Annotated in this window: 22 protein-coding genes; 9 read left to right on the top strand and 13 right to left on the bottom strand. The window is 38.1% G+C overall.

Features of this window, described 5'->3' with window-relative positions:
- Positions 1–601: 601 nt before the first annotated feature.
- From thrC to GJU39_RS20640, 6 genes are all read right to left on the bottom strand, one after another.
- Positions 602–1915, bottom strand: coding sequence for a threonine synthase (gene thrC / locus GJU39_RS20665; RefSeq protein ID WP_154282901.1), 1314 nt, complete (start codon positions 1913–1915; stop codon positions 602–604).
- Between the two features lie 84 nt (positions 1916–1999).
- Positions 2000–3004 carry a homoserine kinase gene (locus tag GJU39_RS20660; RefSeq protein WP_154282900.1) on the bottom strand — a complete coding sequence of 335 codons (1005 nt, stop codon included), beginning with the start codon at positions 3002–3004 and terminating at the stop codon, positions 2000–2002.
- Positions 3005–3186: 182 nt separating this feature from the next.
- A complete protein-coding gene (thrA, locus tag GJU39_RS20655) occupies positions 3187–5640 on the bottom strand; it encodes a bifunctional aspartate kinase/homoserine dehydrogenase I (RefSeq protein ID WP_154282899.1) in 2454 nt (817 codons plus the stop codon).
- Positions 5641–6444: 804 nt separating this feature from the next.
- Positions 6445–6864 carry a type II toxin-antitoxin system VapC family toxin gene (locus GJU39_RS20650; protein WP_154282898.1) on the bottom strand — a complete coding sequence of 140 codons (420 nt, stop codon included), beginning with the start codon at positions 6862–6864 and terminating at the stop codon, positions 6445–6447.
- Positions 6854–7099 (bottom strand): DUF6364 family protein, encoded by a 246-nt coding sequence (locus GJU39_RS20645; RefSeq protein ID WP_154282897.1) that lies wholly within the window; start codon positions 7097–7099, stop codon positions 6854–6856. The genes GJU39_RS20650 and GJU39_RS20645 overlap by 11 nt, the downstream gene beginning before the upstream one ends.
- Before the next feature lie 91 nt (positions 7100–7190).
- The gene (locus GJU39_RS20640) at positions 7191–7637 is read right to left on the bottom strand and encodes a GyrI-like domain-containing protein (protein ID WP_154282896.1); all 447 of its coding nucleotides are present in this window, start codon (positions 7635–7637) and stop codon (positions 7191–7193) included.
- 316 nt (positions 7638–7953) lie between these two features.
- On the opposite strand from GJU39_RS20640, the gene rsgA reads away from it, so the two are divergent.
- Positions 7954–8874, top strand: coding sequence for a ribosome small subunit-dependent GTPase A (gene rsgA / locus GJU39_RS20635; RefSeq protein WP_154282895.1), 921 nt, complete (start codon positions 7954–7956; stop codon positions 8872–8874).
- Between the two features lie 78 nt (positions 8875–8952).
- Complete coding sequence (locus tag GJU39_RS20630; RefSeq protein WP_154282894.1) at positions 8953–9903, top strand: Smr/MutS family protein; 951 nt, start codon at positions 8953–8955, stop codon at positions 9901–9903.
- 105 nt (positions 9904–10008) lie between these two features.
- Here GJU39_RS20630 and GJU39_RS20625 read toward each other — a convergent pair whose 3' ends face one another.
- Positions 10009–10878, bottom strand: a complete 870-nt coding sequence (locus GJU39_RS20625; RefSeq protein ID WP_154282893.1) for a carbohydrate kinase family protein — start codon at positions 10876–10878, stop codon at positions 10009–10011.
- A 185-nt stretch (positions 10879–11063) separates the two neighbouring features.
- Here GJU39_RS20625 and GJU39_RS20620 point away from each other — a divergent pair, with 185 nt between their 5' ends.
- The gene (locus tag GJU39_RS20620; RefSeq protein ID WP_154282892.1) at positions 11064–11492 is read left to right on the top strand and encodes a YybH family protein; all 429 of its coding nucleotides are present in this window, start codon (positions 11064–11066) and stop codon (positions 11490–11492) included.
- Positions 11493–11558: 66 nt separating this feature from the next.
- On the opposite strand, the gene GJU39_RS20615 is transcribed toward GJU39_RS20620, so the two are convergent.
- The 6 genes from GJU39_RS20615 to hemW form a co-directional block, all read right to left on the bottom strand.
- Entirely contained in the window at positions 11559–12170 is a 612-nt protein-coding gene (locus tag GJU39_RS20615) for a sugar O-acetyltransferase (protein WP_154282891.1), read from the bottom strand.
- A 160-nt stretch (positions 12171–12330) separates the two neighbouring features.
- Complete coding sequence (locus GJU39_RS20610; RefSeq protein WP_154282890.1) at positions 12331–13209, bottom strand: cupin-like domain-containing protein; 879 nt, start codon at positions 13207–13209, stop codon at positions 12331–12333.
- 129 nt (positions 13210–13338) lie between these two features.
- Positions 13339–14124, bottom strand: coding sequence for a DUF3050 domain-containing protein (locus tag GJU39_RS20605; protein ID WP_154282889.1), 786 nt, complete (start codon positions 14122–14124; stop codon positions 13339–13341).
- A 325-nt stretch (positions 14125–14449) separates the two neighbouring features.
- On the bottom strand, positions 14450–15001 hold the full coding sequence (locus tag GJU39_RS20600; RefSeq protein ID WP_154282888.1) for a fasciclin domain-containing protein: 552 nt from the start codon (positions 14999–15001) through the stop codon (positions 14450–14452).
- A gap of 280 nt (positions 15002–15281) precedes the next feature.
- Positions 15282–16064, bottom strand: a complete 783-nt coding sequence (locus tag GJU39_RS20595) for an SDR family oxidoreductase (protein WP_154282887.1) — start codon at positions 16062–16064, stop codon at positions 15282–15284.
- Between the two features lie 115 nt (positions 16065–16179).
- A complete protein-coding gene (gene hemW / locus GJU39_RS20590) occupies positions 16180–17313 on the bottom strand; it encodes a radical SAM family heme chaperone HemW (RefSeq protein WP_154282886.1) in 1134 nt (377 codons plus the stop codon).
- 308 nt (positions 17314–17621) lie between these two features.
- Between hemW and GJU39_RS20585 the strand changes: the two genes are divergently transcribed.
- The 6 genes from GJU39_RS20585 (at position 17622) to porN (ending at position 24266) form a co-directional block, all read left to right on the top strand.
- Entirely contained in the window at positions 17622–18602 is a 981-nt protein-coding gene (locus tag GJU39_RS20585) for a DUF4271 domain-containing protein (RefSeq protein WP_154282885.1), read from the top strand.
- A gap of 14 nt (positions 18603–18616) precedes the next feature.
- Entirely contained in the window at positions 18617–19387 is a 771-nt protein-coding gene (locus GJU39_RS20580; RefSeq protein WP_154282884.1) for a uroporphyrinogen-III synthase, read from the top strand.
- A gap of 224 nt (positions 19388–19611) precedes the next feature.
- A complete protein-coding gene (porK, locus tag GJU39_RS20575) occupies positions 19612–20937 on the top strand; it encodes a T9SS ring complex lipoprotein PorK/GldK (protein WP_154282883.1) in 1326 nt (441 codons plus the stop codon).
- Positions 20938–20974: 37 nt separating this feature from the next.
- Positions 20975–21784 (top strand): type IX secretion system motor protein PorL/GldL, encoded by an 810-nt coding sequence (gene porL / locus GJU39_RS20570; protein WP_154282882.1) that lies wholly within the window; start codon positions 20975–20977, stop codon positions 21782–21784.
- A 39-nt stretch (positions 21785–21823) separates the two neighbouring features.
- Positions 21824–23356 (top strand): type IX secretion system motor protein PorM/GldM, encoded by a 1533-nt coding sequence (porM, locus tag GJU39_RS20565; protein WP_154282881.1) that lies wholly within the window; start codon positions 21824–21826, stop codon positions 23354–23356.
- A gap of 7 nt (positions 23357–23363) precedes the next feature.
- On the top strand, positions 23364–24266 hold the full coding sequence (porN, locus tag GJU39_RS20560) for a type IX secretion system ring subunit PorN/GldN (RefSeq protein ID WP_245228042.1): 903 nt from the start codon (positions 23364–23366) through the stop codon (positions 24264–24266).
- Positions 24267–24363: the final 97 nt, after the last annotated feature.

Genomic DNA, 24363 nt, shown 5'->3' with positions numbered 1-24363 from the left:
TGAGGTTTATCTGCATGTTTCGGCAAGCTTTTCAGTGCAGTAAACCGTTTGCGCTCTTTTTAACGAGTGCAAAATATCTTGACGATTGTATCGTATTTACTATTGCATACCACTTGTGCCGGCTTTAACAATTATCAATTAATGAATTTACTAAATAGCACTTCAGGATAATGAATTTTTATTAGAGGATTACAAATCCCGACCAGTGAGCTGTTAGTCCGGAAATTTTTTCCGGACTGTATTATCTTTGGATTTTTAATCCACTTTACTTAATAGATAACTTTTAAATTCATCGAAATTTGCCTGAGGTTTATCTGCATGTTTCGGCAAGCTTTTCAGTGCAGTAAACCGTTTGCGCTCTTTTTAACGAGTGCAAAATATCTTGACGATTGTATCGTATTTACTATTGCATACCACTTGTGCCGGCTTTAACAATTATCAATTAATTGAATTTACTCAGCAGTGCTCTAGGATATTGAATTTTTATTAGAGGATTAAAAATCCTCAGTTAGATAAGTCGGGATTACAAAATCCCGACTAGCGAGTAACTTCCTGGCTGTTAGTCCGGAAATTTTTTCCGGACTGTATTATCTTTGGATTTTTAATCCACCTTACTTAATAAGTAACTTTTAAATTCATCGAAATTTGCCTCAAGTTTATCGGCATGTTTCGGCAGGCTTTCCAATGCAGTAACCTGTGCAGGGATATCAATTTTTGCGGCAATGTCTGCAGGGAAAATATCCGGGAATTTACAGGCATGTGCTGTTGATAGGAATACAGCTGTGCTTTCATCGGTCGGGTTTTCTTCTCTATATTTTTCTACAGCCAGATAGGCAATTGCAGTATGTGGACAAGCAACATAATTCAATTTCTCATCCAGATCTTTAATACCTTCAAGTGTTTCTTCATCGTTAAAGCGATAAGAAGTAACTACTTCCTTTAGTTTCTCAACATCCTGATCAAATAAATCCATGATGCGAATCCAGTTGCTTGGCGCGCCAACATCCATGGCATTAGAATAAGTTTGCGAAGACGGCCGTGTTTGATAGATACCGCTTTCCAGAAAACGCGGAACAGTATCATTAATATTGGTTGCGGCAATAAATTGCTTTACTGGTAAGCCCAGTTTGTAGGCCAGTAAACCTGCACCAATATTGCCGAAATTTCCACTTGGAACCGAAAAAATCACCTCATTTAAACCTTGTTTTTTTAGCTGGGCATACGTGTTGAAATAATAGAAAGTTTGCGGAATTAACCTCGAAATGTTAATCGAATTTGCGGATGTCAGACGGAATTTTGCATTTAATTCCTCATCAGCAAAAGCTTGTTTCACCAAAGCCTGGCAATCATCAAAAGTCCCTTTTACTTCAATGGCCCTGATGTTGCATCCGTTTGTGGTTAGCTGTAGTTCCTGGATCGGACTTACTTTTCCTTCAGGATAAAGAATCGTTACCCTCGTATTAGGTACACCCAAAAAGCCCAATGCTACTGCACCACCAGTATCACCGGAAGTAGCTACCAGTACATCTAATAATTGTTCGCCGTCTTTTAGAAAATAAGCCATCACGCGGCTCATAAAACGGGCACCGAAATCTTTGAAAGCTAATGACGGTCCGTGGAAAAGTTCCAGTACGAATGTTTTGTCATCAAGCTTTACTGCAGGAGCATCAAAATTGATGGCATCATCAATTAGTGCTTTCAAATCAGCAGCAGGAATTTCATCTTTAAGGAGCGTGGAAGCTACTTTGTAAGCGATCTCTGGTAAAGCGTATTGCTCAATATTCTGAATAAAATCAGCATCCAGTTCTGGAATCTCGACAGGCATATATAAGCCTTTATCCAGCGGCATGCTGTTAAAAACGGCTTCTTTAAAAGAAACACGTAAGTTTTTATTATTGGTTGAATATAGTTTCATTTGATGGATTAAGGTTTTAGGGTATAAGGTTTAGGGTTTAGGCGCTTTAATCTTACACCTTTTGCCTTAAACCATATACCTTTTTTAAATTACTCTTGGTCCTTCTGCATTAACCGAAGAAACGTAGGCTTTACTGTTAATATTAATTTTATGCAGATGTTGTTGCTGGGCTTTGGTGATCTTTTTTGCTGTTCCTTCATCTTTAGTCAATGCAAATACAGATGGACCAGAACCTGAAATGCCGAAGCCTATCGCACCGTTTTCCATTGCAATGGCTCTCATTTCTTCAAAGCCTGGAATTAGAATTGAACGCGTGGGCTCTACCAGAACATCCTTCATGCTTCTTCCGATTAAATCGAAATCATTCATAAATAATCCACTAACTAAGCCTGCCACATTTCCCCATTGGGTAACGGCATCTTTAAGCAAAACTTTGCTGCGGATCATCTGCCTGGCATCTTTCGTTGGAACATCGACTTCCGGATAAACAATTGCGGCATACATTCCTGCAGGGGTTGGCAGAGAAATTACATCAAGTGGTTCATAACTTCTAACCAAAACGAATCCTCCTAAAATTGCTGGTGCTACATTATCTGCATGTCCATAACCACAGGCAAGTTCTTCCCCTTTCATGGCGAAAGGAACCAATTCTTTTGGGCTGAGTAAATCGCCCATTAGTTTATTAATGGCAAACAGGCCAGCAACCGTGCTTGCGGAACTGGATCCTAATCCACTACCAATGGGCATTTTTTTATGCAGTTCAATTTCTACGCCAACATCTAATCTATTAACATGTTGCAAATAATGTTGAACACTGGCGCTGACCGTATTTTTCGCTGCATCTAATGGCAAACGACCGTCATCACCTGTGATTCTTTTGATCACTACGCCTGGTGTATCGGTCAGGCGCATTTCAACTTCATCTCCTGGTTCGTTTACAGCGAAACCCAATACATCGAAACCGCAAACCACATTCGCAACGGTTGCTGGCGCGAATACACGGATTGCCCCTAGCTTTTCTGACTGAGACTTTGCCTTCTCGGGGTCAATGGCTAAATCATCGGCAAGGTTTAAATTGTTGTTTGACATTTTGTTATATTTTTATATCGCCCCGGGTTCCAATCTGGGGTATTGTTTATGTTTGCTATTATTGCCCAGGGTTGAAGCCCTGGGCTTGGATTTATATCGCTCCGGGTTTCAACCTGGGGATATGATTATTGCTCAGGGTTGGAAACCCAGAGCAATACGTTGTATAATCCTCCTTTAATGGACTAATGGGTTAACGTTCCAACATTAATAATATCGGCGAAAACACCAGCAGCGGTAACTTCTGCGCCTGCGCCAGGGCCTTTTACCACCAATGGACGGGATTTGTATCGATCTGTGGTAAACGAGATGATATTATCGCTTCCCGAAAGCATATAAAAAGGGTGGCTATCGTCGACCATTTGAAGGCTGATTTCTACATTGCCATCTTCCAGCTTCCCGATATAACGCAACACCTTGCCATCATGAGCTGCTCGGTTTTTTAAATCCTCAAAATAGGCCGAATTGGCTTGTAATTCATTATAAAAATCTTCTACAGATGTTGCATTTAAACAAGCTTCGGGTAAGATGTTGTCAATCTTCACATCAGCAGCTTCTAAAGGATAGCCTGCATCACGTGCCAGAATCAACATTTTACGCATAAAGTCTTTTCCATTCAAATCATCCCGTGGATCTGGTTCCGTATAACCCAATTCCTGTGCCTCTTTTACTGTTTCGTAAAATCCAGCTTCACCTTTAAAATTATTAAAAATGTATGAGATTGTTCCCGATAGGATTGCCTCGATGCAGGCAACTTTATCGCCACTCATCATCAATTCTTTCAGCGTACGGATGATAGGTAAACCCGCACCAACATTTGTTTCGTAATAAAAGTCTACGCCAAACTTACGTGCAGTATCTTTAAATGATTTGTATTGTGCATAATCTGCAGAGTTACCTTTTTTGTTGCAGGTAACTACAGAGATGCTGCTTTCAAAAACACCCTGATAAAATTCGATAGGCGCTTCCGCTGCCGTATTGTCTACAAAAACGCAGTTGGGTAAATTCATGGCCTTCATTTTAGCTACAAAGCCCGACAGATCTGCCTGCTCTCCATTTTCATTTAGATCATTTTCCCAATTTTCCAGTGATAAGCCATCAGCATTAAAAACCATTTTGCGCGTGTTGCAAATTCCAGTCACCTTTACCTGCAAATCATTATTTTCAGCAAGGAAAGGCATCTGTTCCTTTAACTGATTAAATAATGTTTTGCCGATGTTTCCGGTTCCAAGACAGAAGATATTCAGCGTTCTCTTTAAGTCAGTAAAGAAAGCATCGTGAACAGCGTTTACTGCTTTTGATAAATCATCTTTACTGATGATTACGGAGATGTTATATTCTGAAGAACCCTGAGCGATTGCCCTTACATTAATTCCGTTTCGACCCAGCGCACCAAACAAACGGCCGCTCATGCCCGGCGTACGTTTCATGTTTTCACCAACAATCGCCAATACGGCCAGGTTGTTTTCAACTTCTGGTAAAGCCAGTTTATTTGCATCAAGTTCAAGCTCAAACTCCTTTTTGATTAAGGCAATCGCCTGACCAGCATCTGTTGGTTTCACTGCGAAAGTGATGCTGTGTTCTGATGAAGATTGGGTAATCAGCACCACGTTGATTTGCTCCCGTGATAGTAAAGAGAACAACCTGCCACTAAAGCCAGCCTTTCCAACCATGCCGCTTCCGGTAAGGTTGATGATGCTGATATGATCAATAGATGAAATGCCTTTAATGGGTAGGCTGGATGTTTTTACATCACTTTTAATGTAAGTGCCACTAAAATCGGGTTGAAAAGTATTTTTAATTACAATCGGAATCTTCTTCATGAAAGCGGGGATCATCGTTGGCGGATAGATCACTTTTGCGCCGAAATAACTCAATTCCATTGCTTCGGTATAACTCAATTCAGGTAAAGAGAAGGCTTTTTTCACAATCCGTGGATCGGCAGTCATCATTCCGTTTACATCCGTCCAGATTTCTATTTCTTCTGTATTTAGCGCTGAACCCCAAACTGCCGCTGTATAATCAGAACCACCACGACCCAGTGTAGTTACTCTGCCTGCTGCGTTGCTGGCGATAAAACCGGTAACAAAAAGTACTTTATCTTTATTGGCCTGGTAAAAATTATTAATTAAAATCTCTGTTAAATCGGTATCTACTTTCGCTTGTCCGAAATTACTATCAGTTTTAATTAGCTCAGCGCCGTTTACGTATAATGCTTCTGAAAATTGTTGCGAAGCAATATGAGCAATCATAAAAGAAGCGCAACGTTCGCCATAGCTTAAAATCTGATCTTTGGTTTGTGCACTTAATTCGCGGAGATTAGTTACTGCCTGTAATAGATCTTCTAACTCATTAAAGAAAATCTTCAATCTTGTGAACACCGGATTTTGAGCCGCTGCGGGGAGCAGCGAGCGGATTACCGCGAAGTGTTTCGCTTCAATTTCTTTTAAAGATGCGTCGTAATCTTCTCCACGCTCGGCCCTTTCGGCCATATCTGTGAGGAGGTTGGTTACGCCACTCATTGCCGATAATACAACAACCGGATTGCTCTGTAATTTTTCTTTGGCTACTATGCTCAGTAGTGTTTTAATGTTCTCGGCCGAACCTACGGATGTGCCGCCGAATTTGAGTACTTTCATTAGTTCTGGTTTTAACGAAAACTGCACTGTTGCTTGTTAGTTATTTTGGTTGGTACAGTTTTTCAATGGTTTGGGTAAAAAAAAAGCGTCCCGACTTGGGTCGGGACGCTTTCTGTTTTTGTATGTTAATTCAATTTACAACAAATTAGCCCCGCTGGTTTATCCCGGTGGTAATAATAATCGTTGTAATAATTGAAGAGTTAATAATCATTTCTTCTGGTGTATTTTGTACACCGTAAAGTAGCATATTATTTTTCTTAATTGCAAACAATTTTAAATTTTATTTATAATTATTTTAATAAAACGTTTAAGTGGATGAAGTTAAAGCATTTTTTGAACTGGAAACCAGATTAGGTTTTAAATTAGTCTTTGTCAGTCTAAGTGCATTGAAGGCCTCATGTTTCGAAATTTCCTTCGACAAGCTCAGGATGACATTGCGTGCTTTAAATATCCAGTATAAAATAATTAGATAAGGCTTTTTAGAGGTTTCTTCCGTAACAGCAATCCTGCCATCTGCTACAATCTTTTATGTCTATATTGCCTGCTATAATCGTCATTAAAGAATAGAATGAGCGGTAATCTATTTCGTTCTGTGCAACAAAAAGCATTTCCGTGTCTGTCGTGTTTATTGAAATAGGGTTGAGGTGCTATTTTGATTGTTTTGATGTAAAAGATTATGGTTTTGATTAATTATGGCTTCATTAGCACTAAAAATTAAAATATCTAATTGCTGAAAACAAAAAACTAAACAAATCAAAATTGTTACGCTTAGAAATTTCTTCTTGTAAAATATTAAAATAAGTGCTAATCAAATAATTCTAAGAATTGTTTGGCACTAACTATTTGTAGATTTTTATTGGTCAGTTTTTGAAATGCAAGGTCACTGGAAATAACATAGCTAAGATTATATTTTGTAGCGGTGTAAAAGTGAATTGCATCTTCAATATCATTTATAGAAGAATGTAGTGCCTGTAAAACAATATCTTCATCAGCTTCAATAACATTTACAACTAATAATAATTCTAAAAGGAGGTCTTTCGCAATTTTACTTCCATAACTTTTTTCTAAATAAAAAGAAGTGGTTTGTAATATTGATATACTTACAAATGCCTCTACTTCTCTATCTTTAGCCAATATTAAAACGTTCTCTGCGGAAGCGAAATGATCTCTTTTTAAAAAGAAATCTAACAGGATATTAATGTCCAGAAATATATTAAAAACCATATTTATCTTTTCTGGCTTCGTAATATTCTTTTTTATAATCAAAATCTTCAGGGAGATTTGGTTTCTCTAATTTTTCAACCATTTTAAAAAGCTTAACCTCACGCTCTTTAGGTTCAGTTATTTTTCGGAAATAGCTTTCAACCAATTCCGAAACACTGCTTCCCATTTCTGAGGCATATTTCTTTGCTTTTTGAAGTATATCTTCCTCAATTGTTAAATTAACCCGTGCTTTCATAATATCAAATATACACATAAAATTTTATCATGCGCATTTGCCATGGGTTTTCAGATTTCGTAAGCAAGTCTTTTTTCCACTCGTTGAAAATTTACCTCACTCCAATATAAATCTCCACTTCTGAATCTGCTCCGCGTTGAGATTTCTCTCCATAAACTTCAAAATCTGCGTTGTAGGTACGGTATAGTGCTATGTTGTTCGCCCAGATCTCTTGCCAGGTTGCTAATACTGCGTTGGGCATTTCGCCTTTGGCAATATACCTCAACAACTTTTCATTGATAATTTCTTTACCGACGAGTCCGTCGGGAATAACGGCTAATGAAGTAACCCGATGTCCGATAATGGTGGTGTATTTTCCGGTAAAATCACTTTCATAATCTGTATAGACGGCATAAACCTCTTCACTTTCTTTATTTGCAATCTGATCAGAAATTTGCTCGTTGTAGAACCTTCCCCATAACTGGCCTAAATCTGTAGCTGCCTGGTTATTTTGATTGCTGGTTGCTATTGAGATGCCGATAATTTTAAAGTTTTCCATGGAATAGATTTTAGCGAAGATATTGTTTGTAATACAAATTTTGAATTTCTGTTTTCCACAAAATATAATACGAGGTGAGTCAACTTTAGGAGTGGCAGGGGCAGGATTTCGTTTCCTGCACAATCTTTTGTTTCTAAACCTAATGGTAACGAACACGACGCCCGATTTTTTATCGGGAGGAGTAAAGTGAACAGCAGGACTAACAATCAGATGAAATACAGGTTTAGCTTTCCAAATTATTCAATAGCTAATTGCAAAACAATCACGGCAATCATCTTAAATCAGTGAAATCATATTCTTACCTTTGTGGGAATATATGCAAGGTTTAGTTATAAAATCTACGGGAAGCTGGTATAGCGTGTTGGCCGATGGTGGCGAGCGCTACGACTGCCGGATTGTGGGCAAATTTAGGATGAAAGGGATTAAAACGACTAACCCAATCGCTGTGGGCGACCGGGTAAAGTTTGATCTTGAGCCTGGCAGCAATCAGGGAATCATCAACGAATTGCTACAGCGGAAAAACTACATTATCCGTAAGTCTATTAACCTGAGTAAGCAGGCGCAAATTTTGGCAGCGAACCTGGATATGGCGATTTTGGTGGTTACCCTTGCTTCGCCAAAAACATCTTTAGGGTTTATAGACCGTTTTTTGGTGACTGCTGAAGCGTATGACGTGCCTGCTGTGCTTGTGTTTAACAAGCTTGATTTGTTTAGTAAAGAGGGATTGGAAATTTTACAGGAGTTTAAAGATATTTACGAAAATATCGGCTATGCTACTTATGAAGTTTCTGCATTAAAAGGAATCAATATTCCGGTTATTCAAGCGCTTATTACAGCTAAAATTACCTTAATTTCTGGTCACTCAGGGGTCGGAAAATCCAGTTTAATTAATGCGTTGCTGCCAGACCGGGATTTGCGTACAGGTGAAGTATCTGATTGGAGTGATAAGGGGCAGCATACAACAACGTTTGCCGAAATGTTCGAATTGCCGCAGGGTGGTTTCATTGTAGATACACCGGGTATCAGAGAACTTGGGGTCATTGATATTGAAAAAGAGGAGCTGGGGCATTTCTTCAGGGAAATTTTTAAGACCTCTCATCAATGCCGTTTCAACAATTGCAGACATGTGAACGAGCCTGGTTGTGCCGTGATTGAAGCGGTGAATAATGATGAAATTGCCATATCAAGATATGAAAGTTACCTGAGTATTTATCACGGTAATGATACGCGGCATTAAATGCATGGCTGAAAAAAGATAATAAGTTGTTTTAAACTATAGAAAGTCAAAAGTCCCTTTAGGGGGGCAGGGGTAATTATGAAATTCAAACTAGGAGATTTTGTTCGTTTTGTTGATGAAAAACGTGAGGGTTATGTAACGAAAATTATCGATGCGCAAACATTGGGTGTAACCGATGAAGATGGTTTCGAAATACCGGTTGCCATTAGTAATTTAACCTCTGTGCATGGCCATGGTGTTGCTGCTGAAGAGCAAGATGCGCCAAAGCCGGTTCATGTGAATGTACCTGCCATTAGTAAAATTGAAAACGGAATTTATATTGCCGTAGCTACGGATAATAAGGCCGGTAATGTTGTTCACTTTCACTTATTAAATCAATCGCCAAGTGTACTTTTAGTAAGTTTAACCACCGGGAAAAAGGAGAAGTACGCGGGTGTTTTTCATGGTGTGATAGAAAGTTACCAGTCGGGTTTGGTTTATTCGGCTTCTTTGGCTGATTTAGACCTTTGGCCTGAATTCACTTTTCAAATTTTAATTGCCGGTAAAACCGAGGTAAAACCTGTAGACCCGCTGGTGATCAGCAAAAAGTTCAGGGCAAAGGATTTCGCTTCAGAGCTGAAAGAATTGCCACAAGCAAAAAAAGGCTGGTTAATCCGTTTGGATGATCTAGTGCCAATTACCATCGATGCTCAAAAATTAAAAGAAAGTTTCTTTAAATCACCGGCAGAAAAGAAAACAGTAGATGCGCCTGCAAAGGAAATCGATCTGCACATTGAAAAACTAAGGGATGATCATCATTTCCTCGAGGCTGATGAGATTTTACAGATTCAGCTAAACTCTTTTCAAAATGCACTCGATGCGGCTATTGTTCATCATTTCGATAAAATGATCTTTATCCACGGTTCCGGAAACGGAACACTAAGAGATAAAATTCATAAGCTGATCAGTAAAAACCCGAATATCAAAACGTATATGGATGCCAGGAAAGAAAAATTTGGCTATGGGGCAACTGAAGTGGTGTTTAAATAAGTTGGTTCAATAGCTTATTGGTTTCAATGTTTCATTGGTAAAGTGGGTTAATTTGCCTAGCAGTGCAAACTGTCAATTGTAAAGTGCCAAATGTAAATAAATATATTAACCAAAAACTTCATCTCCATAATCAGGATTTGCACCATGTTGTGAAGCTACGAAAGCACCAACCTTGCAAGCCCTATCGAGAACAGTATCGATGGGGTAGCCGTTTAAATAACTGGAAATAAAAGTAGCCAGGAAAGAGTCGCCGGCACCAACGGTATCTGCAACTTCTACTTGGTAGCCTTTATGGTGATATAAGTAGCCGTTTTGTAATACATAAGCACCTTTCTCTCCCACGGTTAAACAAATGATTTCGATCTTAAAATTATGGCTGATTTGCTTTAATAACTGTTCATCTGTGTTGCCTGTTAATCCTAACTCCTCTTTTAAATAAACCAATTCGTGTTCATTAACCTTCAGGATATCTGCTTCTGTTAATAGCGTTTTTAAGGTTTCTATAGTATAAAACGGCGGACGAAGATTAATGTCGAATATTTTAAGTTTTGCGTGTTTCAATAAAGTAAGAATGGTGTTTTTACTTTCTTCATTTCTGCAAGTTAAACTGCAATAAACAAAAGCATCAGCTTGTTTAACGGCTTCAATTATCTTGTCATTTTGTGCTATTGCATCCCAGGCAACCGGTTCTACAATGGTATATGTTGCCTGGTGTTGCCCATCAAGTTTTACCTCAACAGTACTGGTGGGTAAGGTGGTATGGGTTTGAATTAAATCGATAGGATAGCCTTTAGAAGAAAGGAAGAGTAACAGTTCTTTACCATTTTCATCATTGCCTACGGCACTAATAAACTGGCTCTTAATATTTTGCTTATGAAGGTTTAAAGCTACATTCATTGATGATCCCCCTGCTTTTTTCCCATCTGGAAAAACATCCCACAATATTTCGCCAATGGCAATAACTGATTTTTTCATAGTTGATTTTTTGATTTAGCAATGTAGCAAATTTGCGAAATAACCGATTGCCAATTGGCTGACCAATTTGAAATATTATTTCAGATCAATATTTTATTATACCATATAGTCTTGATAATTTTCAAATGCTTTTATTATTTTAGTAGCGTTTTCAACTGCTAAACCTGTTAATAAACCCTAATCACATGATTAAATCCCTATTCGTCTTTCTTTTCTGCTGCTTCAGCATTTGTGCTATAGCGCAAACACCTGCAGATAAACAATCTATTCTAAAAGTGCTGGAAACCCAGCGGCTGGCCTGGAATAAGGGCGATTTAGAAACTTTTATGCAGGGTTATATAAAAAGCGATAGCCTCCTCTTTGTCGGGAGTAGTGGTCCGACTTATGGCTGGCAAAAAACACTGGATAATTATAAGAAGACCTACCAGGGAGCCGCCGGAATGGGACAACTCACCTTCGGAATTAAAAAAGTAGATTTTTTAAACAATGACGTAGCATTTGTTTTAGGAAGCTGGCATTTGAAGAGAGAAAAAGATGAGCCACAAGGGTATTTCACCTTGTTGTTTAAAAAACTAAAAGGTGAATGGAAAATTTTTGTCGATCATAGTAGTTAAAACCCATGCACAATTAGCGTTGCAAATTTAAATGGCTTTTCATGACTTCAATGGAAAGGGCAACGCTTACACAACCAACTTAAAATCCTTATAATAATAATCCTTGTCTTCATCTGTAAGGTGGCGGATTACCCTGCAAGGGTTTCCGGCCGCAAAAACGTTATCGGGGATATCCCTGGTTACAATGCTTCCTGATCCAATTACCACGTTTGACCCGATTTTAACACCAGGATTTATCACCACGTTACCGCCAATCCATACACTATCTCCGATGGTAATCTCTTGGGCCCATTCAAATTCCTGATCGCGCAAATGCGAATGAATAGGATGGCCTGCCGTATAGATAGAGACATTTGGAGCAATGAATACACTGTTTCCGATGGATACCTTGGCGCAATCTAAAATGACTAAATTGAAGTTTGCGTAGAAGTTATCGCCAATTTCTATATTGTAACCATAATCGCAACGGAATGGCGGTTCAACGTAAAACATTTTCTCTGTTTTACCGAAAAGTCTTTTGAGTAGTTCCTTACGTTGTTTAATAAACTTTGGCGCCAGGTTATTAAACTCAAAAGTGATTTCGCGGGCTTTTAATCTTTCTTTCGATAAGATAGCGTCTCCAGCCTGGTAAGCTTTGCCCGCAAGCATTTTTTCTTTTTCAGTTAATATTGTTTCCATTATCTCGTTATTGGTGTGATCATTTTAAAGGTAGTAATAGTATTCAAATGATCAATATCTACCTGATGCAAATGACTGATTATAGGCTTTGAAAAGTTATCTATAAAAAAAAGCGGGACCTCCGTGAAGAAGCCCCGCTTTAATATGAATTTACAAAATATTAAGGTTTACCTTTAGCTAAAGCACGTTCAGCAATTTTTACAGCTTTTTTCTCTCTCCAGTGTGCATATTTTTCTTTGAAAGTCATTTTAATTAAACTGTCAACAGCACCATGGGTAAATAAGCTCCAAACGCTGGCTACTTTTCTGGTAATGGATTGATCCCAGGCCCGTAAGCTTAATGAGAACGAACCATCGAGATATTTCATCCAGTGCCACATTCCGGTTGGCATAAATAAGGTATCGCCATGCTCTAAGAAAACTTCATAACCTTCAACACCTTTTAAGGCAGGGAATTTTTCAAAATCAGGATTGTCTACCTGATAGTCTTCTAAGGCATAAGTTGCATTGGGCAGGCAATACAAACGGTCTTTCCATTTATTATCAAACAGTACAATATGCTTTCTGCCACCAAAATGGGTGTGGAATATATGGGGTAAATCGATGTCGTAATGTAGAAAAGTAACGGAGTTCGATCCTCCAAAAAACATTGCGGGCATACTTTCAATAAAGCCGCCCATTAAATCTTTCGGGATTTTTATATCGTTAATTAAACTTGGAACTTTCTTAAATAAATTAAAGAAGAAGATCCTTAATTCTGTTGGCTCACGCTTAATTAAATCGAGATAATCGCCAAATTTCATGTGAGCGGTTGCCGCATTAATTGGTTTAGACGGATCAGCTTTGGAGTTATCATATAATGGAACTTCCAGCTCGCCGCCAATCTCTTTCAAATATGCTGTAGTCCATTTTTCTCTTGCCGGCCAATCTTTGGTAAGGCCCTTAATGACAAGCGGACGTTTCGTTTTCAAATAATTTTTTTTGAAATCCTCTGGAGTAATGCTCTCAACGATATCAACAGGTTTTAGAATGAAACTCATGGGTTTAAAATCGGTTATTTGTGCCGAGCAACAAAAATGTAAATTTTATTTTACAAAAAGTATATTGTGCATTAAATGTGACTAAATTCACGTAATCTACGCTTAACAGGCACTTAACAATTTATTGTTTTAAGCCAAGATCTTGTTTCTAACAATCTCAGCATAGGCCGCATCCCATAAATCGATCCGTTTCTGCAGTGCTTTTTTCGCTGTGTCTTCAGCTTCAAGCCAGAAAGAAGCCTCATTTTCACAAAGCTTTTCTGTCATAGACAAGGCCAGGTGACTATGATGATCGCCATCTACTTCAATATGCCGTTCAAGGTAATATTTGAAAATTGAAACCTGTTCAGGGTTTGCGCTATTTAAATCGTTAACCATACTGAAAAACATATTTGGAATCAAATCTTCACGACCAAACGTAAAGCTGGCTGCCTGAAGATGGGGTTTTTCGCTATTAATCGTTTCAAAAGTCGCATTAACAAAGTCTCTGGCCGCCTGAGGAACTTCGGCCAACTCAAAGGCCATATCAAAATCTCTGCCCTTCTTTAAGGAGGTTAAGAAATTATTAACCGGTTCTACGTTAGCGCCGCATTGCGTCATCGCATCAAGATATAATTCGAAGTGACTTTTAATATTTCCATTCGCATCAACATCACTTTCTTCTCCCGCAACAATTTCATTGACCAGCTGGCGCGTAACCGCATCACCCACAGGAAACCACGGTAGGGTAGTACAGGTTAAATTAATCTGCAGCGATTTCAGGAGTGACATAAAATCCCATACCGCATAGATATGATGCTCCATAAAGACCTGCAAATCTTCCAGCTCACTAATTGCCGAGTATACTTTATGATTGATAATCTGTTGCCTTAGCGGGGCAATATTTTCCTGGATTTTTAAAATATTGGGGTGCATGTATATTATAGCGTTATCTACTGTGATGTTGATTTGCCAAAACTAAGCAGTAAATCTTGAGTAAGATGCAAAAATCAAAAACCTGAAAAACAGGTGACAAACCAACACAATTACGATTGAGAAGTAAAAACTAAACGCCCTCACTGGTAAGCAAGGACGTTAGTTAAATCAGTTGGGGACATGATATATCTTCTTCATATGGATGATTTCCGTATTTCAAGCTCAAATACGGACAAAAATGTTATTGGATTGCCGCCAGAAAACAAATTAATAAAAATGCATTTGCCTAAGCAAATGCATTTTGTAATTCAATTGGAAACTATGTTTAATTAGGCATTAAAACGCTATCAATAACATGGATAATGCCATTTTTCTGGTTAACATTAGCAATAGTAACTGTGCTTGTTCCACCTTTTTCGTCTTTCAAGATTAGTTTCTTTCCTTCCATAGAAGCCCAAAGTTTGCCGCCTTCTACTGTTGTTAATTCTAATTTACCACCACCAGCTTTTATTGCTTTAGCGATTGCTTTGCTATCTAATTTACCTGCAACAACGTGGTAAGTTAAGATTTTTGTTAATGTAGCTTTGTTTTCAGGTTTCACTAAATTATCAACCGTTCCTGCCGGAAGTTTATCAAACGCTGCATTTGTTGGTGCAAAAACTGTAAACGGACCAGCACCTTTCAATATTTCCACTAATCCAGCTGCTTTAACCGCGGCAACCAGTGTAGTGTGATCTTTAGAGTTTACTGCATTATCAACAATATCTTTTGTTGAATACATTTCAGCACCACCAACCATTGGGTTTTTTTGAGCATAAACCTGGGTAGTAACAGCCATTGTGAATACGGCAAATGCCGATAAGATTAACTTTTTCATTTTTCTAATTTTTAGGTGTTCGTTATTTGCTTTCATTTACGATGCCTTACCAATGCTTGGTTTTTTAGAAATTGTGAAATAGATTTAATATATTGATAATTAGATATTTAAAATGATTTTTTGTTTTCTGGTGAGGCGATCTTGTCAGCCATCACGGTGTTTTGATCATTATGTAAAGCCAAATTTTCTCCTATAAAAGCAGAAACCCTATGCTTTTTTTAAAAGGCATAGGGTTCATTCAAACTGTTGAAATTATTAAATCATAAAGCAGAACACCAGACTATATTACTTTCGCTGTCTTAATTTTTTTTGAAAAGTAATCAGGGAAAAATCGTTTCAGAAAAATGGCTTTGGTTTCTTTTCCGCCAATGTAAACTTCTTCTTTTTTGCTGTTTACGGCTTTGGTAATTTGTTTGGCGCATTCGGTGGCTGTCATGGCTTTTTCATGTGCATCGCCCATCACATTAAGTTTGTTTCCATTACCTGTTAGTGCATTATAAGTTACGTTAGTTTTAATAAACCCCGGACAAATAATAGTGATGGTAATGTTTTTATCATATACCTCAGAGCGGAGCGAATCAAAATATCCATGTAATGCATGTTTAGATGCCGCATATGCAGAACGGAGCTTGGTGCCAAATTTACCTACTAAACTGCTGATGATTACAATCTGTCCGTCGCCATTAGCAATCATTAGTGGTAATACTGCTTTACTTAATATTACGGTACCCCAGAAATTGGTATTCATAATTTGTTGCTCGGTATGCAACTCCGTAACTAATGCAAGTTCCCGTTGGCTTACACCACCACTATTAATAAGCAGATCAACTTTGCCAAAAATACGGATCGCAGTTGCGGCTTTATCTTCAAGCGTATCAACCTCATTTAAATCCAATGGCAACACATGCACATGGAAAGAATTTTCGCAGTTGCTTTTTACCCTGAAGAGTTCATCTCTGTTCCGGGCTGAAATGATCAGTTTATCTCCGGCTTTAAAATGTTCGTAAACCAGGGCCTCACCAATGCCAGATGATGCGCCTGTAATCCATACAATTTTCGACATATATCTTTAATTAATTTTTGAATGATTGAGTTTTGAATGAGTGAATGTTGTTTTAATTCGTAAATTCAATCATTCTTTAATTCAGTCATTCTCTAATTCAATCATTTTCAATCCTTCACTCATTTCCGACTATAAACAATTCTGAAGCGATGTGATCGGCAAACAGTTTACCGCTTTCGCTCAGTTTAATTTGATCATTTTGAATAATCAACCAGTCTTTATCTTCAAATGCCTTCAAATTATGATTGGTTTCTTCTAAAAAATCTGATCCAAAATCAGATTTTATTTTCTTTAAATCAGTTCCCCACATTGTTCTTAATGATGTCATTATATATTCATTAAACCTATCGTTCAATGATAATTCTTCTACAATCTCCGGAAGTTTATTTTGAGCCAATACTTCCATGTATTGTGCATTATTTGCAGGATTCATATACCTGTTTTGTCCGTCGAAGCCATGTGCAGACGGGCCGATTCCTACATAATCTACACCACGCCAATAATTGGTGTTATGCACTGCATAACAGCCAGGCTTGGCCAGGTTTGAGATTTCATAATGCTCAAAGCCAGCAGCCACAAGGTGATCCATCAGGATTACAAACTGTGCTGCACTCTGACTATCACTCACCGGTGCCTGCTTCTTATTTCTGATCGCATGCGCCAGTGCCGTCTTAGGTTCTACCGTAAGTGCATAAGCTGAAACATGCGGCACTTCCAGTTCAATTGTTTTTTGAATATTACTTAACCACTTCGAATCACTTAATAGGGGATAACCATAAATCAGATCAAGGCTTAAATTTTCAAAACCAGCATCCTGACTTCTTTTAATGCAGTTTTCTGCTTCTTCTGCCTGGTGTGCCCTGTTCATCCAGATTAAATCTTCATCAAAAAATGATTGGATTCCTACACTAAACCTGTTTACCGGAAGTTGTTTCAGTTCCTTCAATTTTGAAACAGTCAAATCATCAGGATTGGTTTCGATAGTAATTTCTGCGTTTGAATCAACAGAAAAGGTATGATTAACGGTATCGAAAATCTTTTCTAATGCCTTTTGAGATAAAATAGAAGGTGTACCGCCGCCTAAATAAATACTTCCAATTTGGCCAGAAATCCTGTCTTGTTTCATTTTAATTTCCTTACAAATCGCATCAACCATTTCATTTTCATACTTCAGCGAGGTGCTGAAATGAAAATCACAATAGTGACAGGCTTTTTTGCAAAATGGAATATGGATATAGATACCGGACATCTGACAAAGATAATGAAGTTAAATTTTATTGGTGTCATAAAACCGGTTACGGTCAGAGCGCCTCTGGACATAATCAGACACAGGTGTTTAGTGTTTTTCAACATGCCTTCTCAGTTAAAGCCGCGATTCATGATTGGCACAGACGACTTCTATATTAAGGAAATCTCAATCCGGTCATAGCTGTTTTAAATCAGACAACTACGTCGCGGTTGGCAAATGCTTGCTTATGCGTAGTTTTAAACTTTATTTTCTTTAGGTAAACAATGATTATTCAGCTACTTTTGCAACTATAAGCTTTGATTTATAGCATGCCGAAATTTATTTTTACTTTTTTCACCATTATATGGCTAGCAAATTTTGCTTCGGCACAAGAAACTCCTGCTGTTATTGATAGTGTAAAAGTAGTAAATCCATATAAATTTAGGCGCTACCGGCTAGATTCGGCATCGTTAGCAAGGCAAAAAAAAGTTACAGATTCTATCATTAGCCACACCTGGGTATTGCCAGATAGCATGATTAATAAAAATGCGCTGATGGACAGCGTAGAGAAGGAGTTTCTTTTTCCTCGTCTGGATTTATTTGGCTGGCAAAAACAATATTCACAATTCAGGAAAAAAGTTAATCCTTACCAGTTGGGTAAGCAAATCCCGAAAGGAAATGTTGGTTTACTGGGTTTCATTTTTGCCATGCTGGTCATCTTCGCCGTTCTGAAAAATGCTTTTTCGAAACAGCTGTCTGCAATTGTAGAATCTTTTTTCAGTAACCGGGTTTTAAATAATATCAATAAAGAAGATAATCTGTTTAGTTCCTGGCCCTTTCTGCTGTTATTTATTCAATTTGGGTTTATTTTAGGAATGTTCTTCTTCCTGGTGGCACAATATTATGATATGTACCAGGCTAAGCATGGGTTTAAGTTTTTCTTTACAATTTCAATCACAATTATCGTATTTTATGCATTGAAACTCGTTATCTTAAGATTTATCGGCTACCTGTTTAATGTTCAAAAGCCAGTAGGCGAATATATCTCCATTTTATATTTAAGTTACTTTAATGCGTCATTACTTTTTATTCCGCTGGTGGTAGCGTTTGCATTATCACCGTTAAAATATGGCGTAATATATATTGCATTGGCTTACTTGCTATTAGGCGTAATATTTGCTTTCCAGCTGCTTAGGGCAGGGATCACTATACTTTCTAATAATAAGTTTTCTAAAATGCATTTAATTTTGTACTTTTGCGCCCTCGAAATATGTCCTATTTTGATACTAATTAAAACGATAGGATTGTAGTAGGAAAAAGGAAAATGCAAGAAAAGAACGACTCTAGAATTCGCAAGGTAAAAAGTATGTTGGTTACTTTACCAAAACCTGAGACAGAAAAATCTCCTTATTACGATTTGGCGAAAAAACATAATTTAAAGGTTGATTTCAGATCTTTTATCCACGTGGAAGGCGTACCAGCAAGAGATTTCAGAAAGGATAAGATTAACCTTGCAGATTTTACTGCGGTAATTTTTACCAGCCGTAATGCTGCGGATCATTTCTTTAGAATTTGTGAAGAAATGCGTTATGACGTGCCGGTAGATTTAAAATATTTCTGTCTTTCTGAAACCATCGCATTATATCTTCAAAAATACATTCAATATAGAAAAAGAAAAATATTCTTTGGAAAGCAGACCGCTGCAGACCTTGCAGAGGTTTTAAAAAAGCATGCCAATGAAAAGTTTTTGTACCCATGTTCTGATATGGCTACAGAAGATACCATGAAATTTCTCGAAAAAAGTGGTTACGATTTCACCCCTGCGGTACTTTTTAAAACTGTTGTAAGTGACTTGTCTGATCTGGCAGAAGTTTTTTACGACGTAATTGCATTTTTTAGTCCTTCCAGTATCCAGTCTTTATTTAAAAATTTCCCTGATTTCAAACAAAACAATACCCGTATCGCTGCTTTTGGTACAAATACCAGTAAAGCCTGTGTAGATATGGATCTCATCGTTGATATTGCAGCACCTACCCCGGGTGTTCCATCAATGACTATGGCTATTGAGAACTATATTAAAGTATCTAATAAATAAGACCATCCATATTTTTTATAAGTCAACATAAAAAAGGCGTAACTTTTTTGTAATCAGAGCGTTACGTCTTTAATCTGCTTGTGGTTAGATGGGCAATACTTCTAAAAAGAGTATCACTTGCCTAAGAGTAAACTATTTAAGTCAAAATATTTGCATTTGTTGATAATTGTATTGATTTTTGATAAGATTGCTCCTAACTGTGCTGTGCAAACACTATAAATAATATGAAGAAAATCTACCTTCTAGCCATTATGGGTATAAGTGTATTGCTATCTAGTTGTGGCCATGGGGGCCAGGGCGAGTTAGTGGGGGCTTATAACCGGAAATTCAAAAATAACCGTATCCCATTGGGAATGGTTTATATCCCACCTGGGCATACGCCTTTGGGAGGGTCTGATGAGGATATTACATTTTCTCAAAACGGGCCAAGCAGAATGACTACCATTAGTGCATTCTTTATGGATCAAACTGAAATTTCTAACGCAGAATACCGCCAGTTTACGAATTGGGTAAGAGATTCTATTGCGATTTCGATGATGGGCAATCCCCAGCAATTTATGATGAATCCAAAGGGTAAAAATGCTGACGCACTTGGTGGCGAAAAATACATTAATTGGAAAGCTGTTGGAACCAATGGCGCAAATATCTGGCGCAATAAAGGTAAAGGCGGCGCAGGCGCTCAGGCTGCTCAGCTAGATGGAATGTATTATTCTGGTTTAGATGCCTTACCTGGCAGAAAAGAATTCGATGTTCGTAAATTTGAATATAACTATGCCGAGTTGAATATGGATAAGGCTGCTTTAGGGCATAAAAATCCAAATAGCAAGCGTCAGGATTATATTGATCGTTATAACATCGCCATCTACCCGGATACCATGGTTTGGAAAACGGATTATTCTTATTCTCAAAACGATCCGATGGTTCGCGGTTATTACAATCATCCTTCATATGATGATTATCCCGTAGTTGGTGTTAGCTGGGAACAAGCTAAAGCATTTTCTCACTGGAGAACAAGATTATATGACGGCGTTGCGCAAGCGAGGAAAATGCCAACCGGATCCAGATCTGATTACAGATTACCTGCAGAAACCGAGTTTGAGTACGCGGCCAGAGGTGGAAATACAAAGACGAAATATCCCTGGGGCGGGCCATACATCAGAAATACCAAAGGTTGCTTACAGGCTAATTTTAAACCGGGCCGTGGAGATTATTCAAGCGATGGAGGAATTTATACTGTTGGCGTAAGGTCTTATTTCCCGAATGATTATGGCCTTTACAATATGTCTGGTAATGTTTCTGAATGGACATTAACAGCCTACAATAAAGGTGCATCACCGTTGCTTCATGATTTAAATCCGAACTTTACCTATGTTGCGGGGCCGAATGACAGCAAATACCTAAAAAGAAAAGTTGTAAAAGGAGGTTCCTGGAAAGATACAGGCTATTTTCTTCAAAATGCCGTATCTACTTACGAGTATCAGGATACACAAAGATCATATATCGGTTTCAGGTGCGTATCATCTTATCCCGGTACTGACTTAAGAAACTAAACCAAACAAACTAAACTTAAAGAAAACATCAAATTTTATGGCAGCAAAAAAACAACCAGGCTGGTTACACGTAGCGATTTCATGGGGAGCAAGTATTGTAATCGTTGGAGCACTATTCAAGATTCTGCATATTGGTGGAATTTACGGTAGTTACATGATTGGAGTAGGACTCGGGATAGAAGCAATTTTATTCTTTTTAACTGGATTCTTTCCACCAGAACCAGAGCCTGCATGGGACAGGGTTTATCCGGAACTTAGAGCAGATTTTACCGGAGAACTACCGAAAGCATCTGCCAGACCTGTTGCTACAGTAGCAGCACCAGGAAATACAGCGGCGTTAGATAAAATGTTAAGTGATGCCAAAGTTGGTCCGGAGTTGATTGAAAGCTTAGGAACAGGATTACGCACATTTGGCGATAAGGTTGCCGCAATTTCAAATGTTGTAGATGCTTCTACAGCTACAAACGAATTTACCAGTAAAGTAAAAACAGCTTCTGCCGGTTTTGATAATTTAAGCGCATCTTTCGAAAAAGCAACAGCCAACCTGAAAGCCATGGGCGATAGCAAAGTAGATTCTCAGGCTTACCATGACCAGGTAAATAATTTATCTAAAAATTTATCGGCTTTAAATGCTGTTTATGAATTAGAGTTACAAGATTCAAGCGCTCATTTAAAATCTATGAATAAATTTTATTCAAGCTTGTCGCTAACCATGCAAAACTTTAACGAATCTATGGAAGATTCGAAACAGTTTAAAGAAGAAGTGAACAAGCTGGCTAAAAACTTGTCATCATTAAATGCAATATACGGCAATATGCTATCGGCTATGAATGGCCCACGTCTATAATTTGTTTAAGTTTTAATTTAAAGAAAAAGCTACATAAACATGGCAGGCGGAAAAGAAACAACAAGGCAGCGGATGATCAATATCATGTATTTGGTATTGTTGGCTATGCTGGCCTTAAACGTATCAGATACTGTTTTAGATGCATTCAAAAATATCAATGATAGTTTGGATACGTCAAAAAACAATGTAAACTCCAGTATCAATCAACTTTTTTCGGCTTTTGAAAATTCGAAACTGAAAGAAGAACCAGCTCGTGCACAACCTATATATGAAAAGGCGCAACAAGCTAAAGCCGCTGCTGATGAGTTGAATAATTATATTGATAATATTAAAAAACAATTTACTGTAGCTGGTGATGGTATAAATCCCGAAACCGGAGACCTTGTTAACCGAGATAATCTTGACATTGCTCAGGATATTATGATCAACAAAGGTGAAGCAGATAAATTGAAGGCAAAAATTAATGCCACTCGTGAGAAATTAATTTCTTTACTTGATCCTGCAGACAGGGCTAACGTTGCTTTTTCTTTGGAAGCGAAAGATCCTGAACGTAAAAGAAAAGGCAACTGGCAGGCAACTTACTTCGGTGAGGGTACGCCATTAACTGCTGCCATGACTGTTTTAACTAAACTTCAGGCGGATACAAAAAATGCAGAAGCAGAAGTGGTGAAGAAATTGTTTGGAAACCTGGATAAGGCTCAGGTTAATCTTGATCAGTTTGCTGCGGTAGCAGTTGCGCCGACATCATACGTCATTCAAGGTCAACCTTACACTGCAGAAGTATTTTTAACGGCCAGTGATTCAAGATCAACTCCTGATATTACTGTAAACGGAAATAAACTATCTATCAAAGAGGGAAAAGGAACTTACACTGGTAGAACAGGCAGCGTTGGCGAGTTTACCTGGGTAGGTACGGTTAGGGTTCGTCAAACTGATGGTCAGGTGAAAGAGTACAAAACTCAGCCACAAAAATATCAGGTTGCAAAACCGTCAGCCACCGTATCATCTACTAAAATGAATGTGATTTATGCTGGTATTCCGAATCCATTTACCGTTTCGGCAGCAGGATTTCCATTAGAAAGTATCAAAGCTTCTATTTCATCCGGATCAATGTCAGGCTCAAATGGAAACTACAACGTAAGTCTTGCTGGTAGCCAGGTTGGTCAGGAAGTTTCTATTAATGTTAGTGCATCTAATGCAGGTAAAACGGTTAGTCTTGGTTCACAGAAATTTAGGGTTAAAGCCATTCCAAAACCAATTGCTAAAGTTGGCGGCAGATCTGGCGGAGACGTAGCATCTGTACAATTAAAAAGCGAAAGTGAAATTGAAGCAGATCTTGATGATTTTCCATTTGATGTAAAATTTAAGATTCAGCGTTATAAATTAACGATCATTAAACCACGTTCTGATGCCATTACAATTTCAGGTAGTGGTGGAAGTTTCGCTGGTCAGGTGAGAGCGGCAATCAACTCCATCACTCCCGGAACAAGGGTCTTTTTTGAAGATATTGTTTCTGTTGGTCCAGATGGGCGTCAGAACGTATTACCTTCATTAGCATTCACTGTTAAATAAGAATAAGATGAAAAGGATTTTAAGCATCGCTGTTTTAGCATTATTTACTACGCTTGCTTTTGCACAGAAAAAGCCAACGAAGTTAGCGCCAAAAAGAACTGTAGCTACTGCGCCTGCGGATACAGTGAAAGCACCTGTTAAAACAGCAAAGAAAAAACTAAAGGTTCCACCAAAGGATGGCTTTTATGCACGTAAAGACATAGATAGCACGGAGATGGTTCCCCTGGCAGATGTACGTGAAGAGGATGTTTTCTATGCTAAACGGATTTGGAGAGAAATTGATTTGCGTGATACGGTGAACTCTGCATTGAGGTCTCCGAAGTCTAGATTGATCGACGTATTGATTTCTGCCATAAAATCTGAAGAACTTAGTGCTTATTCTCCTTTTGATAGCTTAAATAACGAAGATGATGCTTTTACAAACCCAATGACTGCAGATTCTGCAATGATGCAGGCGGCTGGAACAGTTGAAGTTACGGATTCGAAAGCAGGTACGGTCAGAACTGTTGCCAACGATCTTAATCCAGAATCATTTTTAAAATTCAGAATTAAAGAAGATTGGATTTTCGATGTAAAACGTTCTATTTTTGAGCCTCGTATTGTTGGTATTGCGCCGATGAAATTTATCGAGTCTTCAAAACAGTGGCAACCGGTATTTTGGGTTTACTATCCCGAAGCAAGGGAAATCTTAACTAAAAAACGTTTGGTAAATACCAATAATGATGCTTCTACCTTAAGTTTCGATGATTTCTTCATCCGTCGTTTATTTAGCAGCTACATTGTTAAAGAATCTAATCCGGGCGATAATAAGCTAAGAGATATTATAGCCGATCCTAAACAAAGGTTATATGAATCTGAAAGAATTAAAAAATCAGTTCTTGATTACGAACAAGGACTTTGGGAATACTAAGAAAAAGGCTTCGAAATTTCGAGGGCACTGAAAAAGTCCACCCATAAAATTGTTTAAAAAAGGGAGTTAGAAACTATGTTTTCTGCTCCCTTTTTTG

This window comes from Pedobacter petrophilus (assembly GCF_009674725.1).
GTDB lineage: Bacteria > Bacteroidota > Bacteroidia > Sphingobacteriales > Sphingobacteriaceae > Pedobacter > Pedobacter petrophilus.
This window is presented reverse-complemented; position numbering and strand designations above follow the sequence as displayed.